The organism is Leucobacter celer subsp. astrifaciens (assembly GCF_001273835.1).
GTDB lineage: Bacteria > Actinomycetota > Actinomycetes > Actinomycetales > Microbacteriaceae > Leucobacter > Leucobacter celer.
Window position 1 is genome coordinate 1 of sequence record NZ_JHEI01000217.1, and the last position, 205, is coordinate 205.

The 205-nt window shown below is 72.2% G+C and carries 1 protein-coding gene; it reads right to left on the bottom strand.

Annotated features, from left to right (window positions below; genetic code table 11):
- Positions 1 to 6: 6 nt before the first annotated feature.
- Positions 7 to 205, bottom strand: a 199-nt coding sequence (locus tag AMS65_RS20215; RefSeq protein ID WP_206542027.1) for a hypothetical protein, incomplete at its 5' end; no start/stop codon positions are given.

Below are 205 nucleotides of genomic sequence, written 5' to 3' on the forward strand. Positions count from 1 at the left end.
GTCATCCTACGCGGAGGCGAGGCCCGGCACCCCGTCATCCGGCGCGGAGGCGAGGAACGAGCCGGAGTCGCAGGATCCATCGGAGCGGAGCTGACGGTGTGGATCCTGCGACTCGCTCCGCTCGCGCAGGATGACGGGGACCCCGCCGGTCGAGCGCAGCGGGGACCCCGCCGATTGAGCGAGCGGAGACCACGCCGATTGAGCG